This is a genomic window from Streptomyces sp. NPDC053665, assembly GCF_055585285.1.
Genome location: NZ_JBVJKK010000001.1, coordinates 197,015 through 210,977, shown reverse-complemented (window position 1 = coordinate 210,977; position 13,963 = coordinate 197,015). Strand labels below are relative to the sequence as shown.

At 71.5% G+C, this 13,963-nt stretch carries 14 protein-coding genes and 1 riboswitch; of the genes, 3 read left to right on the top strand and 11 right to left on the bottom strand.

What is annotated here, in order from left to right; genetic code table 11:
- Positions 1-21: 21 nt before the first annotated feature.
- Complete coding sequence (locus tag ACZ6ZN_RS00815; protein ID WP_469642049.1) at positions 22-1,596, bottom strand: MFS transporter; 1,575 nt, start codon at positions 1,594-1,596, stop codon at positions 22-24.
- A gap of 135 nt (positions 1,597-1,731) precedes the next feature.
- A complete protein-coding gene (locus ACZ6ZN_RS00810; RefSeq protein WP_469642047.1) occupies positions 1,732-2,211 on the bottom strand; it encodes a MarR family winged helix-turn-helix transcriptional regulator in 480 nt (159 codons plus the stop codon).
- A 54-nt stretch (positions 2,212-2,265) separates the two neighbouring features.
- A riboswitch (cobalamin riboswitch) is annotated at positions 2,266-2,457 on the top strand.
- Positions 2,458-2,496: 39 nt separating this feature from the next.
- On the opposite strand from ACZ6ZN_RS00810, the gene ACZ6ZN_RS00805 reads away from it, so the two are divergent.
- Together ACZ6ZN_RS00805 and ACZ6ZN_RS00800 are read left to right on the top strand one after the other, a co-directional pair.
- Complete coding sequence (locus ACZ6ZN_RS00805) at positions 2,497-2,901, top strand: (2Fe-2S) ferredoxin domain-containing protein (protein ID WP_451877524.1); 405 nt, start codon at positions 2,497-2,499, stop codon at positions 2,899-2,901.
- Between the two features lie 256 nt (positions 2,902-3,157).
- Positions 3,158-5,074 carry an RICIN domain-containing protein gene (locus ACZ6ZN_RS00800; protein ID WP_469642045.1) on the top strand — a complete coding sequence of 639 codons (1,917 nt, stop codon included), beginning with the start codon at positions 3,158-3,160 and terminating at the stop codon, positions 5,072-5,074.
- Between the two features lie 227 nt (positions 5,075-5,301).
- On the opposite strand, the gene ACZ6ZN_RS00795 is transcribed toward ACZ6ZN_RS00800, so the two are convergent.
- A complete protein-coding gene (locus ACZ6ZN_RS00795; protein ID WP_451877526.1) occupies positions 5,302-5,529 on the bottom strand; it encodes a hypothetical protein in 228 nt (75 codons plus the stop codon).
- A gap of 292 nt (positions 5,530-5,821) precedes the next feature.
- On the opposite strand from ACZ6ZN_RS00795, the gene ACZ6ZN_RS00790 reads away from it, so the two are divergent.
- Positions 5,822-6,034, top strand: a complete 213-nt coding sequence (locus ACZ6ZN_RS00790) for a hypothetical protein (protein WP_469642043.1) — start codon at positions 5,822-5,824, stop codon at positions 6,032-6,034.
- A 32-nt stretch (positions 6,035-6,066) separates the two neighbouring features.
- Here the strand turns inward: ACZ6ZN_RS00790 and ACZ6ZN_RS00785 are convergent, their stop codons facing one another.
- The 8 genes from ACZ6ZN_RS00785 to ACZ6ZN_RS00750 form a co-directional block, all read right to left on the bottom strand.
- Positions 6,067-7,305, bottom strand: coding sequence for a serine hydrolase domain-containing protein (locus tag ACZ6ZN_RS00785; RefSeq protein ID WP_451877528.1), 1,239 nt, complete (start codon positions 7,303-7,305; stop codon positions 6,067-6,069).
- A 219-nt stretch (positions 7,306-7,524) separates the two neighbouring features.
- Positions 7,525-8,340: an enoyl-CoA hydratase/isomerase family protein gene (locus tag ACZ6ZN_RS00780; protein WP_469642041.1), complete on the bottom strand. Its 816-nt coding sequence runs from the start codon at positions 8,338-8,340 to the stop codon at positions 7,525-7,527.
- Positions 8,337-9,584 (bottom strand): cytochrome P450, encoded by a 1,248-nt coding sequence (locus ACZ6ZN_RS00775; RefSeq protein ID WP_469642039.1) that lies wholly within the window; start codon positions 9,582-9,584, stop codon positions 8,337-8,339. Before ACZ6ZN_RS00775 ends, ACZ6ZN_RS00780 begins: the two co-directional genes overlap by 4 nt.
- A gap of 89 nt (positions 9,585-9,673) precedes the next feature.
- On the bottom strand, positions 9,674-11,047 hold the full coding sequence (locus ACZ6ZN_RS00770; protein ID WP_469642037.1) for a cytochrome P450 family protein: 1,374 nt from the start codon (positions 11,045-11,047) through the stop codon (positions 9,674-9,676).
- Positions 11,048-11,057: 10 nt separating this feature from the next.
- On the bottom strand, positions 11,058-11,618 hold the full coding sequence (locus ACZ6ZN_RS00765) for a GTP-binding protein (protein WP_369193021.1): 561 nt from the start codon (positions 11,616-11,618) through the stop codon (positions 11,058-11,060).
- A 5-nt stretch (positions 11,619-11,623) separates the two neighbouring features.
- Positions 11,624-12,010: a DUF742 domain-containing protein gene (locus tag ACZ6ZN_RS00760; protein WP_333933033.1), complete on the bottom strand. Its 387-nt coding sequence runs from the start codon at positions 12,008-12,010 to the stop codon at positions 11,624-11,626.
- On the bottom strand, positions 12,003-12,830 hold the full coding sequence (locus tag ACZ6ZN_RS00755; RefSeq protein ID WP_451877593.1) for a roadblock/LC7 domain-containing protein: 828 nt from the start codon (positions 12,828-12,830) through the stop codon (positions 12,003-12,005). The genes ACZ6ZN_RS00760 and ACZ6ZN_RS00755 overlap by 8 nt, the downstream gene beginning before the upstream one ends.
- A 20-nt stretch (positions 12,831-12,850) precedes the next feature.
- Positions 12,851-13,951, bottom strand: a complete 1,101-nt coding sequence (locus tag ACZ6ZN_RS00750) for an ATP-binding protein (protein ID WP_398107312.1) — start codon at positions 13,949-13,951, stop codon at positions 12,851-12,853.
- Positions 13,952-13,963: the final 12 nt, after the last annotated feature.

The window sequence follows — 13,963 nt, the reverse complement described above, 5'->3', positions numbered from 1 at the left end:
CTCAGCAGTCCTCAGCTGTCCTCAGTCGTCCTTCCGGCGGCGAAGGCCCAGGGCTGCCAGCGCCGCGCCGGCGAGTGCGAGGACTCCCGTGACGAGCACCGCGGTGTGGACGCCGTTCATGAAGGCGGTGTGACTGCCCTGTGTGACGGCCGCCCTGAGCGGTGCGGGCATCGCGCCCGAGACCGGGGCGACCCCCATGGCGACCGCGTCCCGGGCCTCTTCCAGACGGCCCGCGACGGTGTGCGGGACCCCCGCGTCGGTGAGGGAGCCGGTGAGCGTGGAGCCGACGCGGCTGCTGATGAGGGAGACGAGCACCGACGTACCGAGCGCGCCGCCCACCTGCAACGACGTGGCCTGCAGACCGCCTGCGACGCCGCCGTCCCGGACAGGGGCGTTGCCGACGATCGCGTCGGAGGACGCCGACATCACCATGCCGACGCCGAGGCCGAGCGCGACGAACGGCGGCCACAGGGCGGAGTACGACGAGTCGGCGGTCCACGCCAGCATCGAGAAGGCGGCACCGGCCTGGAGCACCATCCCCAGCGGCATGGTGAAGCGCGGCCCGAACCGTTCGGTGAGGTGCGCGCCGAGCGGCGAGGCCACCATGGACGCCAGGCTCAGCGGAAGGGTGCGTATCCCGGCCTCGACCGGGGTGAAGCCGCGCACGTTCTGCAGGTACAGCATCACGAAGAAGATCACACCGAGCAGGACGAAGAAGTTCAGCGCGGTGACGACCGTCCCGACGGCCAGCGCGGGATTGCGGAACAGGCGCATCGGCAGCAGCGGGTGCGCGACACGTGTCTCGTACCAGCCGAAGAGGCCGAGCACGACGAGGCCCGCGGCGATCGCGCCGAGCGTGCCGGGCGAAGTCCAGCCCCAACTCTCGCCCTTGACGACGCCGAAGACGACCGCGAGCAGCCCGAGGGCCAGCAGGACCACGCCGGGCACGTCGAACTTCTCGCCCGCGGCCGCCTCGTTCCTGGACTGCGGCAGGACGAACAGGCTGAACACCAGGGCGACCACGCCGATCGGGGCGTTGATGGAGAAGACCGACTCCCAGCTCACGTGCTCGACGAGCAACCCGCCGACGATCGGGCCGAGGGCGGTGGAGACGGACGAGATCATCGCCCAGATGCCCACCGCCATGCCGAACTTCCGGGGTGGGAACACGGCGCGCAGCAGGGCGAGGGTGTTGGGCATCAGCATCGCGCCGAAGGCGCCCTGTACGGCGCGGAAGGCGATGACGCCCTCGATGGAGCCGGCGAGGCCGATCGCCACGGACGCGACGGTGAAGCCTACGACGCCGACGAGGTACAGCGTCCGGCGTCCGAAGCGGTCGCCGAGCTTCCCGCCGAGGATCAGGGTGGCGGCGAGGGCGAGCAGGTAGGAGTTGGTGACCCACTGCAGTTCGGCGGTGGTGGCGTTCAGGTCGCGGGCGATCTCGGCGTTGGCGATCGAGACGACGGATCCGTCGAGACCGACCATGAACAGACCGAAGGCCACGGCGACCAGGGTGAACCAGGGGTTGGCCCGGACGCCCCGGGGCCCGGGGGCGGACACGGAGGCGGGCGCTGCGGAGACAGCGGTGACTGGCACGGGTGGGATGTCCTCATGACGAGTGGCGCGCCGCACGGGCGCGTGGATGTGCGGGGGCAGGGACCGGCGGGCGCGGCGCGGCCGTCCCCACCGCGCCGGCGGCGAGGACGGGAGGCGTACGGCGAGTCCGGCCGGTCAGACGGACTGGTCGCGCAGGTGCCGGGTGACGGCCGAGAGCGCGCCGAGCGCCGAGCCGAGGGCGTCCAGATCCCCGTCGGTGAGGGTGCGCAGGGCGGACGCGAGCTGCGCCGCCGCGATCTTCTCCACCTCGCCGATGCGCTCACGGGCCAGCGGCGTGACGCGCAGGTGCGCCACGCGCCGGTCGGTGTCGTCCTGGTGCCGTTCGAGCAGTCCCGCCTCGCTGAGGCGGGTGACCAGGGCACTGACGTTGTTGGGCATCATCCGCAGCGCCGCGGCCGCCCGCTGGACGGTGACGCCCTCGTGTTCGGCGACGTGGCGGAGCAGGTGCAACTGCCGCTCGGGGAGCCTGGGGAAGGGCAGCCGCCCGTCGATGCTCCGCTCGAGGTGCCGGCTCAGCGCGGGCAGGCACGCCACGAGGCCCGCGGCCACCTGGTCGAGGCCCTGGCTCGTGCGAGCCCCCCTGCTTCCGGTCACGTCCGGGACAGTACCTATGAGAAGAAACCTATGTCAACATACTTATCTCTTCTCCTGCCTCGGATGGGATGATGAGCGGCGACAGGGCGACGGCGGTCCGAGGAAGCCGGTGTGAATCCGGCGCGGTCCCGCCACTGTGACCGGCGAGCGGATCCCGCGCAGGCCACTGCCTCCGTGAGGGGGCGGGAAGGCCGGGACGAGCTGCGACCCGGGAGCCAGGAGACTCACGTCGTCGCCTCCTCGAAGAACGCCGGGGCGGATCTCCCCGGAGAGAGGTGGTTCGGCATGCCCGAGACAACGGACGCCGAGGCCTTCGGCCGTGGGGCCCTCACGGGACGGGGCAGGGCCGTGCCGTGCCGGATCGTCGTGTGCCGGGACTGCTGCTGCGGAAGCCCGAAGGTGACCGGCGTCGACCACGCGGAGCAGACCGCGCGGCTGCGCGCCGAGGCGCCCGTGCGGGTGTCCGACTGCCTGGACGTGTGCGATCAGGCCAACGTCATCGTGGTGCAGCCGTCGTCGGCGGGCCGGGCGGCAGGGGCCCGCGCCGTGTGGCTCGGGCTGGTCAACGACCCGGCCGCCACCGAGGACATCGCGGACTGGGTGCGGGCGGGCGGCCCGGGCGTCGCACCCCGGCCGGAGATCCTGGACCTGTACGCCTTCACGCCGCAGAGTCGCCGCAAGGCCCGCTGAACGGCGGGGCCGCCGCGGGCGGTTCGGCCGGCGCGACCCGGCCGGCGGCGGTCCCCGGCCCGTCTCGGCCGGGGCGGCCCATCCTGGCCGGGGGCGGCCCTTCAGCGGCAGGATGGGAGCGCTCCCTTCCACTTTTTCTGGTACGGACCTTGACCGGGCGGTGCGGAGGCAGTTCCATCACACCTTGAACTAAGACCTGAGTGTCCGGTACGGCATGAACTCACATGACAGCCCTCGGACTTGAGGAGTGGAGTGGATGAGGAACCCTGAGAGGTCGGGCCGGGCGCCACGCCCTGCCGTACGCAAGGCCGCCGTTCTCCTCGGCGCCCTGTCCCTGACGGTCGGCGGTCTCGGAGTGGGGCTGGCCGGGCCCGCCCAGTCCGCCCCGTCCGTCGCCCAGGTGTGGGTGACCACTCCGGACGGCACCCGCAAGCTGTCGCCCGGCGGCGACGTCGCGTTCGACGCCACCCCCCGGGCCATCGACATCCGCGTCGACGCGGCGCAGCGGGAACAGCGCTTCACGGGGGCCGGGGCGTCGGTCACCGAGGCGTCGGCCCATCTCATCCAGCAGCTTCCCGCCTCCCGGCGCACCGCGCTGATGACGTCCCTCTTCTCCTCCCAGGGGGACGGCATCGGCCTGAACTACCTGCGCCAGCCTCTGGGGAGCACCGACTACAACGCCGGCCCCTTCTACACCTACGAGGACACCCGCGGTCAGTTCGGCATCGGCCGCGACCAGCAGGAGATCATCCCCGTCCTGCGCCAGGCCCTCGCCGTCAACCCCGGCATCCGGTTCATGGGCAGTCCCTGGTCGCCGCCGGCCTGGATGAAGAGCGGCGGCTCCCTCAACGGTGGCAGTCTGCTCCCCGAGCGGTACCAGGACTACGCGGACTACCTGGTCCGCGCGATCCGGGCGTACGCGCAGCAGGGCGTCACCCTCACCGACCTCACGGTGCAGAACGAGCCGGAGTTCGCGACCAGTTACCCCTCCACGTCGATGACCGCCACGCAGCAGGCCGACTTCATCCGCGTACTGGACCGCACGCTGACGGCGGCCGGGCTGCCGACCAACCTGCTCGCCTACGACCACAATTGGGACCACCCGCAGTACCCGCTGACGGTGTTCGCCGGTACGGCGGGGATCGGCAGGGTCATCGGAGCCGCCTTCCACTGCTATGGCGGCGACCCGGCCAACCAGTCCCAGATACGTCAGGCGGGCAAGCGGGTCTTCTTCACCGAGTGCTCCGGCACGGACTCCGCGAATCCGTCCCAGACCTTCGCCGACACCCTGCGCTGGCACTCGGAGAACCTCGTGGTGACCAATATGCGCAACGGCGGCGAGACCGTGATCAACTGGAATCTCGCGCTCGACCGGAACGGTGGACCGCACCAGGGTCACTGCACGAACCGGTGCAACGGCGTCGTGGAGATCGACGGCAGCACCGTCACGCCCATGGCGGAGTACTACGTGCTGGGACACCTGTCCAAGTTCGTCGAACCGGGCGCCGTGCGCATCGGCTCCACCAGCCAGGGCGCCGGCGGAGTGCGGAACGTGGCATTCGAGAACCCGGACGGCTCACGCGCCGCCTACGTCGTCAACACGGCTGCCTCCGCCCAGGCGTTCTCCCTCACGGACGGCGGGAAGTCGCTCTCGTACACGCTGCCCGCCGGGGCCGTCGCCACGTTCGTCTGGGAGCCGGACGGCAGCACCCCGCCGCCGGGCGGCAGCATCGACCCCGCCCGCTGGTACCAGGTCGTCAACGCCAACAGCGGCAAGTGCCTGGACGCCGCCGGTGGTGGCACCGGGAACGGCACGGCCGTGCAGCAGTGGACGTGTGCGAGCGGCAACACCAACCAGCAGTGGCAGTTCCAGCCCACCACGGACGGTCATGTCCGCGTGGTGAGCCGCAACGCCGGGACCATGGCCTGGGACGTGACCGGAGGCAGCGGCGCGACCGGGGACGGCGTCGGGATCCAGCTCTGGGCGTACGGAGGTGCGTCGAACCAGCAATGGCGCCCGGTCGCCAGGAGTGACGGGGCCTGGGAGTTCACCGCCCGGCACAGCGGGAAGTGCCTCGACGTCGCGGACGTCTCCACGGCCGACGGCGCCCGCCTCCAGCAGTGGACCTGCACCCACGGTCCCGCGCAGGCCTTCCGGCTCACGCCCGTGTAGGTGCCGCCCACCGGAATTGCCGGAACAGCGCTCGAGAAAAGACGCGTGCCGGGAATTCGGGATGGCGGGCCGGTCAATTCCTCACGCGCCGGGAAAATCGCGGGCGGTCCTTGTCACCGGTGGATCGCGGGTGAATTGATCGAGAATTCAAGCAACAAGGGGCCGGGTGCCGGCTCCCCGTGCGGCGAGCCGAAGGGGCGCTGCGCCGGGAGGACGCGGCGCCCGGCTCAGGGGGTGGCGGCATGGCGTCGGGCGCGGGGAACGCTCGTCGCCGGCTCCCCGACCTCGTCCGCGGTGTGGGGCGACGGCGGCGTACACCGCTGAGCACGCATGTTGTTCCGCAGGACCTCGACGAGGAGCCGGCGACGGCGCAGTTCCGCGGCGTCGGTGTGGTGCAGTCGCCGGTGAGGGTCGGACAGGAAGACGGAACCGATGGTGCAGAGAGACGCACTCACGACAAACGTCCACACTGTGGCGTTCAACATAGCTTCTCCGTGACTCGTGACCAGATGCATCGTCGAGAGGGGCTGATGCATGGGCACAACTGCACGGCCCGGGCCGTGTCACGGTCCGCCGGTGAATTTCTATCGTTCGGTTCAATAGCCCTTTGCCGTGCCTATCTGCTTTTCGCTTTCCGGCACGCCGGACGGGGCTGTACGGAGAAACGATTTCGCGCGACCGGCCCCAGGGCCCCGGCGCCTCGTTGACGGCGCCGTGCCCTCCGGGGCGGCCCGTCGTTGCCCCTGCATGGAGGACGACTCGTACGCCCGCCCCGACGCCCGGCTGCTCGGCGCCTACTGGCTGGACCTGTCGCGGCTCCCGCGCGACCACTGCGTCTGCCACGAGGTGGGACACCGGCGTGCCGGGCCCACCTCGCGGACCGGTGGCGTCCACACCGCGGTGGCCCTGGCCGCCTGGGCCCTGATCGTCGCCGTGATCGTCCCGGCGCTTCTCCAGTAGGGAAGACGCCTCCCGGGGGCAACCGGGGTTCGTCAGCCGCGGCGTCCGCCCAGCAGCGCGCAGACCGCGTTCTCCTGGACCGTGCGCAGCCGCTCCAGGAGGTCCGGGTTGAGCGTCTTGTTCACCTGGGTCGTGAGCGAGAACGTCAGGGATCTGCGGCCGTCCGGGGTCGCGGCGATCAGCTGGGTGTAGCCGGGGAAGTTCCCGGTGTGCCCCAGGACCACGCCGCAGCGGGTCTCGTAGCGGAAGATGGCGAGACCCGCCTTGTTGTGACCGGGGCCCGCCGGTTCCGAGGCGCCCTCGACCCAGCGGCGCTGCTCGCGCAGGACGGCCGGTGACGTCAGGCGTCCGGCCGCGTAGGCGCGGATGAAGCGCGTCATGTCCCGCGGGGTGGAGACGATCCCGCCCGAGGCCCACACACCGGACGCGCTGATCACCTCGCTGACGTCCTCGGGCGGCTCGGGCGGTTCCACGACGTACCCGTGCATGTACGGCTCGGGCAGCTCGTAGCCGTCGGGGAGGCTGGTGTCACGCAGGCCGAGCGGCCGGTAGACGATCTCCCTCAGCAGCTCCTCGTACGGCGTGCGGGTCACGGCCTCCGCCATCAGGGCGACGGCGATGTTGTCGGAGTTGGAGTACCGGTATTGGGTCCCGGGGCGGAAGCGCAGCGGCTCGTCGGCCACGAAGTCCAGGAGCCGGCGGGGGTCGAAGGTGCGACGTGGGTCCGACACCAGCAGTTCCGCGAACTCGGGGTCCTCGGTGTAGTCGGGCAGTCCGCTGGTGTGGTTCAGCAGTTGGCGCAGGGTGACCGCCCGCCAGGCACGCGGCAGCTGGGGGAGGGTGCGGCCGATGGTGCTGTCGAGCCGGAGTGCGCCGTCCGCCACGAGGCGCAGGGCCACCGCACCGCTGAACGCCTTCGCGGTGCTGGCGATCCGCATGTGGTCGGTCGGCTCGATCGGGCGGCCGGTCTCCAGGTCGGCGACACCGGCGCGCAGGATGCGCGGGGCGCCGTCCCGTTTCAGGACGACGATCACACCCGGCGGTCCTCCGGGCGTGGTCACCAGTTCCTCGAGCTGTCGTTGCAGGGCGCCTTCGCCCCGGCCGCCGGAGCCACCGCCGCCGGCGGCGGCGCCCGCCGTGGGGGCGAGCAGCAGACCGCCGAGGAAGGAGGCGCCGAGCAGGGTGACGAGGAACAGACGGTGACGGCGGGAGGGGAGTCCGGCACCGGAGCGGGCAGGTGTCCCCGGTCGGGGGACGGGCATGAGTGGCATGAGGGTCCTGGGTGACTCGGCGGTCAGGGGCATCCTCAGCATCGGCCGCGACCGTGTCGCCGTGCTCGGCGGACGTGCTCCATCCGGGCGCACGGCACGCCCGGGACGGGTGCGGTCGGCCCGGTGGGGATGTCGGCGTCCGCCGGGGACAGCGAGGGCCCCCTCGTACGCCGCGCGTGTGCCGCCGTGTACGAGAAGGGCCGTTGCGCCGGGTGCGGGTCAGCGCGGCTGGGTCAGCTGGGCCGCCAGCAGGTGGGAGTCCAGCAGGGCGGGGTCGGCGGTGCGGGCGGCCTTCGAGTAGCCGGCCAGCATGCGCTTGGTCAGGACGAGGGCCTGCGGTGACCGCCGGGTCAGGGGCCTGGTCCAGGCGGTGATCGTGTCGTCCAGGGAGTCGAGGGGAGCGACCTTGTGCAGGAGCCCCAGACGGTGGGCCGTGAGGGCGTCGAACGTCTCGCAGGTGAGCATGAGTTCGCGGATGCGGGCCGCCCCCGCCTCCGTGATCAGGCGGCCCATGGCGCCGCCCCAGGCGGGGGCGAGCCCGAGGCCGAGTTCGGGCATCCGGAACTGACAGGTGTCAGCACCCGCGCGGAGGTCGCAGTAGGCGGCGAGGGCGAGGCCGGCGCCCACGACCTTGCCGTGGAGCCGGGCGATGGTGACGGCATGGGTGTTCTCCAGGGCCTGGCACAGGCGCTGGGCCTTGTCCGCGATGCGCCGCAGCGCGGTCCCGCCGGGGTCGGCGGCCAGGCTGTCCTGGTACTCCCGCCGGTCGGCCCCGAGACAGAAGTCGCTGCCCTGGGAGGACAGCACGAGGACGCGGACGTCGGGCTGGTCGTGCAGCCCGTCCAGGACGGCGAGGAGGGCGTCCAGGACCGACGTGCTCAGGACGTCGTCCTGTGCGTCGGGGTTGAGCCGGACGTGGAGGACGGCACCGGCCCGGGTGAGAGCCAGGGGAGCGGGGGCGAGGGGAGCGGGGAGCGGCGGCGCCGGCTCGGGGGCGGTGACGGAGCCGGCGGTGGGGGTGTGCGGTGCGTTCATGCCAGTGCTACATCCAGATTCAGCAGGCGCCTGAACGCCACCCGAGGTGCGTACGCGGGGCGGCGCACCAGGGTGAGTCTCGGCAGGCGGGCGATGGTGTGGCGGAGCAGTGTCTGCGCCTCAAGGCGGGCCAGAGGGGCTCCGAGGCAGTAGTGGATACCCCAGCTGAAGGCCAGGTGCGAGGGGTTGCGCTGCACGTCGAACGTGTCGGGACCGGAGAACCGCTCGGGGTCGCGGTGTGCCGCACCGACCATGAGGTGCACCATCTCCCCGGCCGCCACCTCCGTGCCCGCGAGGAAGGTGTCCTCGGCGGCGACGCGGCTGATGACGTGGGTGGGAGGGTCGTGGCGCAGGGACTCCTCGACGAAGGAGGGCACGAGGTCCGGCCGGTGGGTGAGCCGCGTCCAGCGGTCGGGGTCCTCGACCAGCCGCAGTGTCATCGTCGACAGCAGCGTCGAGGTGGTCTCCAGCGCCGCCAGCAGGACGAACAGGGCGAGGAAGTACACCGCTTCGTCGGCCTTGTCCCGGTCGGGTTCGAGCTGGTCCCAGGTGTCCGTCCAACGGGAGACCGGGTCGTCGCCGGGGCGTCTTCGCCGCTCGCGCACCAGGTCGAGGAAGTAGGTGCGCAGTTCGGCCATGGCGGCGTCGGAGCGGGCCAACTGGCTCGCGTTGGGCAGCAGTTCCTGGGTGAAGACCTGCTCGTGGGTCAGTTCCCGCAGGCGTGCCCAGTCCGCGCTGGGCAGACCGAGCCAGTCGCCTATCGTGGCGACGGGCAGCTCCTCGCTGACCAGCGCCGCGAAATCCGCCTCTCCCGACCGTATTCGCTCGTCCAGGTCGTCCAGGAGCCGGTCGACGATGCCCGTGACCCGGCTGCCGATGCGGTCGATCGTGCCGCGGTCGAAGGTGCCCGCCGACCGGCGCACCCGGGTGTGTTCCGGTGGGTTGAGCGCCGGGAGGGTCCGGCTGATCTCCCGCGCCGAGGGAGCGCTCCAACGGGTGCGCGCCCCTTGCTGCTCCCGCCACCGGGTGTCCGGTTCGAGCCAGTTGCCGCCGCGCAGGATGCGCTCACAGGTGGCGTAACCGGTGACGAGTAAACCGCCCCAGGGCGCGGGGCTGACCGCACCGCGCGCCCTGAGTTCCTCGTAGAAGGGGAAGGGGTCGGCCTGTCCGTCGGCCGTCCTGAGACGGGAGAACAGAGAGATGGTGGCCCGACGGTCCGTGGACGGGGTCGTGACACTTCCCACGATTGCGGCTCCTTTCTGCCAGCCGCTATCCGTACCCGACCGTCACTTGAGCCATACAACAACACCGTATTCTCATACGGTTACTTGCGTCACTCGCCATTCATCCAGGCCCGGAAGCGGCTGAACAGCCCGCCCTTCGGGCGCGCGGCATGCGTCGGCCGGTGCGTCGCGTGCGGCTGGGGGACGCCCACCGACGAGGGAGCGGTGTGAGCCGTGGAGGGCTGCGCGTAACGGGAGTTGCCCGCCTGGGGCACGGTGCGGGGGCTGTACCGGATGGGGACGGTGACCAGCGTGCGGCTCCACGGGGCCGGAACCCAGGCGAGTTCGTCGAAGGGCACCCGCATCTCGACGTCCGGCAACCGGTTGAGCAGGGACTCCACCGCCGTCGCGGTGATCATGAACGCCGGGTCCTTGGCCGGGCAGGCGTGCGGGCCGGCGCCGAAGGCCAGGTGTGCCTTGGGGCTGAGCTGCTCGCGGTGGGCGGTCAGCTTCGGGTCGTTGTTGGCCGCCGCGAAGGAGATCAGCACCGGGTCGCCCGCCCGCAGGGTGCGGTCGCCCAACTCGACGTCCTGCGTGGGGTAGTGGCCGGCGTAGTTGGCGATCGGGGCGTAGTTCCACAGGGTCTTGACGACCGCGTCCTCCGCCGGGAGGCCCGTCGGCCAGTCGTCGCTCAGGTACAGCGCGACGCTCGTGCCGATCGCCGCAGCCAGGGGCGCGGTGCCGCCCGACAGCAGGGTCACGAGCTGGTGCAGCACCTCCTCGTCGCTGAGCCGGGCGGAGTGCACCATCAGCTTGGTGGTGAGGTCCTCGCCGGGCTGCCGGCGCTTCAGGGCGATCAGCTCCGCGAGCGCTCCGCCCAGGATCTCGTCGGCGCCGGGCGTGCCCTGGAAGATGCCGGTGATCCCGGCGATGACACGGTCACCGAGCTCCGGCGGGCAGCCGAACAGGTCGCCGAAGATCAGCAGCGGCAGCGGCTGGGCGTACGCGGCCATCAACTCGGCCTGTCCGAGCGGCTCCGAGCTGAACCGGCTGATCAGGTAGTCCGCCGACTGCTGGGTGAGCCGGATCAGCCGGCCCTGGTCGACGGTGGCGAGGCTGTCCGTGACGGCCTGGCGCAGCCGTGCGTGCGCGGCGCCGTCGCTGAACAGCGCGTTGGGGCGGTAGCCCATCATGGGCAGGGCCGGGCTGTCCGCCGGGACCCGCCCCTCGTTGAGGGCGTTCCAGCGCCGGGAGTCGCGGACGAAGAGGTTCGGGTTCTGCAGGATGTACAGGCTCGCGTCGTAGCTCGTCACCAGCTCGACCTCGACACCGGGGGCGATGTCGACCGGGGCACTGTGCCCCGACGCGCGCAGCCGGTCGTAGGTCTGCTCGGGGTCGGAGCCGAAGTCCGGGCCGTACAGCGGCACGTTGCCGGGCGCCGGGTGACCGGCGTGCGTCCCGGTCGTCTCGAGGGGCTGTTGCATGGTGTGGCTCCTAGCCGAGTGAGGACAACAGGTGCTTCACGAGGGTGATGAGGGCCTCCATCGAGGAGTCCTGGTCGCGGACGTCGCAGTCGATGACCGGTGTGTCCTCGGAGAGGTCGAGCGCCTCGCACACCTCGGACAGCGGGAAGCGGGACCGGCCGTCGAAGGTGTTGACCCCGACGACGTAGGGCAGGCCGAAGTCCTCGACCAGGTCGAGGATGGGGAAGGTCTCCTCCAGCCGCTCCGGGTCGACCAGGACGAGCGCTCCCAGCGCCCCCCGGGACAGGCCCTCCCACATCTGCTTGAAGCGTTCCTGCCCCGGCGTTCCGAAGATGTAGAGCACCAGGTCGTCGCTGAGCGTCAGACGGCCGAAGTCCATCGCGACGGTCGTGGTCGTCTTGTCCGGCGTCTCGGAGAGATCGTCGAAGCCCTCGCTGGCCTCGGTGATCTCCTCCTCGGTCTGCAGCGGCTCGATCTCGGAGACGCTGCCGATGTACGTGGTCTTCCCCACCGCGAAGTGGCCCACGACCAGGACCTTCACGGAGCGGGAGACCTTGGGATCCAGATACACGCGACTTACGCTCCGGTTCGTATTCGCTCCAGGCCATGGAGCACGGCGGTGAGCAGGGCGGGGTCATGGCGCTCGGCATGTGGCACCGGATTGCGCACATGGATCAGCCCGTCCTCGGCCATCTGGGCCAGCAGGATGCGCACGATGCCCAGGGGCAGTTGCGTGTGGGCGGCGACCTCGGCGACCGACAGGTACCCGTTGGCGAGCAGGTCCATCACCACGCGCGCCTCCGGGGCGAGCGTGCGCACCGTGGCGGCGGCCGCGTCCCGCACGGAGATCATCGTGGTGTGCTCGTACTCGCTCTCCCGGGGCAGCACCCGCCCCTTCGCCATGACGAAGAAGGGGACTAACGGGGCCGTCAGCTCCAGTTCCTCGGACGGGTCCTCATGCATCGCCGACCCCTTCTCCCCAGCCGGCGCGGGACGCGGCCTGCGGGGGCATCGCGTCACTCAGCCGGGCGGTGAACTCCTCGATGTCACAGTCGTGTTCGGCGGCGGCCGCGAGGAAGGCGCCCTCGCCCGCCGCGATCAGGAAGACCCAGCCGTGCTGGAACTCGATGACCGTCTGGCTCCACTCGTCGTCCCGTGCCCCGCCCGCGAAGGGCGCCGTCGCCCGGCTGTAGGCGTGGATGCCGGTCATGGCCGCCGAGATCGTGTCCGCGAGGTCCCTGTCGATCCCCGCGCTCGCCCCGCGGGGCAGACCGTCCGCGCCGAGCAGCAGCGCGTGCAGGGCGCCCGGCACCGAGGCCACCACCCTGTCCAGCTGGTCGAGCACCGCCACGGACCTGTCCGGCCGCCGCTGCGAGGCGCTCAGGCCGTCGCCCGCCGCGGCCGGGTCGGCGGCGGTCACCCGCGGCGGGGCGGTGAGGTTGCTGCCGAGCCGGGCCACCAGCCGGTTCATCCGGAACGACAGCTGCTCCATGTCGACGTCGGGCTCGGCGGCGGCGGCCAGGTAGGCCCCCTGGCCGGCACCGATCAGGAACACCCAGCCGTGCTGGAACTCGATGACGGTCTGGATCCACTCGCGGGTCGGCGCCAGGCCGGCGAAGTGCGCGGTCGCCCGGCTGAGCGACTGCATCCCGGCCATGGCCGCCGAGACGGTGCCCACGTCCCCGGCGGTCAGACCGTCCGTGGAGCCGCGCGGGATGCCGTCCGCCGAGAGCACCACGGCGTGCCGGGCCTTGGGCACGTTGGACACGATGTCCTGGACCATCCACGACAGGTCGGTCGTACTCATGCGTTGTCGGACCCTTCGGGCATGGGGGTGTCGAGGGAAGCCGCATCGCGTCCGGTCTGCGCGCCGCGCTGCAACGCGCCCAGGCTTCCGGTGCCGCGGCGCCGGACACTGCGCCGCGCCGGCTGGTCCGCCGACGGCGAGTCACCGATGGACGCCACTCGCGGTCCGCGCTTGGGCAGGCCGTTGGCCGTGCGCGACGGACTGCGGGACTCCATCGGCCGGATGCTGCTCACGGGCGCTGTGTCGGGGGCCGACGGGGTCTCCTCCATGGTCCACAGCTCCTCGGGCAGCAGGACGACGGCCCGTACGCCGCCGTAACGGGACACACCGGTGACATCGACCTTGAAGCCGTACTGGCGGGCGATCAGGCCGATCACCGGGAAACCGAACTTCGGCTGCGTGCCCAGCTGCGACAGCCGGGGCACGTCGTCACCGGAGAGCAGCGCGGTCGCCCGCTGCCGCTCCTCGTCCCCCATGCCGACGCCGGCGTCGTCGATGATGATGCAGAGGTTCTGCTGGACCTGGCGGAACGTGACCTCGATCGGGGCGTCCGCCTGCGAGAAGCTGGCAGCGTTGTCAAGCAGTTCGGCCACCGCGAGAGCGACCGGTGCGACGGCCGAGGCCTTCAGCGCGATGCCGCTGGGCTGCATGATCTCGACCCGCTGGAAGTTGCGGATCTGGCTCTGGGCGCTGCGGACGACGTCGTAGACACTGGCCGGCTGGTTGCGGCGGCCCAGGGGCGCGCCGCACATGACCGCGATGCCCTGCGCCTTGCGCGCCATCTGGGCGTTGGCGTGGGTGATGTCCATCAGGTCGCTGAGGACCGGGTGGCCGCCGTACTCGCGCTGGACCCGGTCCAGCAGCGTCGTCTGCTCGGCCGCGAGGCTCTGCAGGAAGCGCGCGGCGCCCTTGAGGACCGCCTTGGTGTTCTCCTCGGCGTTCGTCTCCGCCTCGCGGATGACGCCGTCCTGCTCGTTCTTGAGCTGGGACAACTCGCCGCGCACCCGCGCCAGTTCGATCTGGCTGTACTGCAGCTGCGCCTGCAGTTCGTCCTCGGACTCCTTCTTCCTCCTCAGTACGCCTCTGCTGCGGAGCACGAGCGCTACGAC

Coding starts and splice junctions, on each gene's coding strand:
- ACZ6ZN_RS00780 (WP_469642041.1), bottom strand. CDS start 8,340: ATGAACGCACCGCACACCCCCACCGCCGGCTCCGTCACCGCCCCCGAG.
- ACZ6ZN_RS00755 (WP_451877593.1), bottom strand. CDS start 12,830: ATGGTCCAGGACATCGTGTCCAACGTGCCCAAGGCCCGGCACGCCGTG.
- ACZ6ZN_RS00790 (WP_469642043.1), top strand. CDS start 5,822: ATGGAGGACGACTCGTACGCCCGCCCCGACGCCCGGCTGCTCGGCGCC.
- ACZ6ZN_RS00800 (WP_469642045.1), top strand. CDS start 3,158: ATGAGGAACCCTGAGAGGTCGGGCCGGGCGCCACGCCCTGCCGTACGC.
- ACZ6ZN_RS00805 (WP_451877524.1), top strand. CDS start 2,497: ATGCCCGAGACAACGGACGCCGAGGCCTTCGGCCGTGGGGCCCTCACG.
- ACZ6ZN_RS00760 (WP_333933033.1), bottom strand. CDS start 12,010: ATGCATGAGGACCCGTCCGAGGAACTGGAGCTGACGGCCCCGTTAGTC.
- ACZ6ZN_RS00785 (WP_451877528.1), bottom strand. CDS start 7,305: ATGCCACTCATGCCCGTCCCCCGACCGGGGACACCTGCCCGCTCCGGT.
- ACZ6ZN_RS00770 (WP_469642037.1), bottom strand. CDS start 11,047: ATGCAACAGCCCCTCGAGACGACCGGGACGCACGCCGGTCACCCGGCG.